At 37.1% G+C, this 587-nt stretch carries 1 protein-coding gene; it reads right to left on the bottom strand.

The features are described 5' to 3' along the window. Positions 1–587, bottom strand: a 587-nt coding sequence (locus tag HZY83_RS01005; protein WP_179942257.1) for a PTS transporter subunit EIIC, incomplete at both ends; no start/stop codon positions are given.

Genomic DNA, 587 nt, shown 5'->3' with positions numbered 1-587 from the left:
CACAATACCTACTGGAATAACCCAAAGCGCGCTTGTGCGATGCCAGTTAAGTAAACCGTATAAAATATAATCAATAAACCCTCCGGAGAAAGTCATACCTATTTTTACACCTAACAAGTGCATGACCAAGAAAGAAGTACCTGCTAAAAATACATGAATCACATATAAAATGGGTGCCACAAATAAAAATGAGAACTCTAATGGTTCAGTAATACCTGTTAAGAAAGAAGTTAAAGCTGCTGATAACATTAAACCTCCAACAACTTTCTTACGTTCTGGGCGAGCATTTTTATAAATGGCGAATGCTGCCGCTGGTAAACCAAACATCATGAATGGATATTTACCTGTAGTGAATGCGCCAGCTGTAAATGGCACGCCATCTTTCAATTGTGCCATCCAAATTCTTTGGTCTCCACGTACTAAATCTCCAGCATGGTTCGTATAATGGCCAAATTCAAACCAGAATGGTGCATAGAAAATGTGATGCAGACCGAATGGAATAAGTGATCGCTCAATAATACCAAAAATAAACGTAGTTAAAGTTAAGTTCTTATTCAATAAGAAGTTTGAAAGACCATTTAAACCAT

The organism is Gemella sp. GH3, from assembly GCF_013415425.1.
GTDB lineage: Bacteria > Bacillota > Bacilli > Staphylococcales > Gemellaceae > Gemelliphila.
This window is presented reverse-complemented; position numbering and strand designations above follow the sequence as displayed.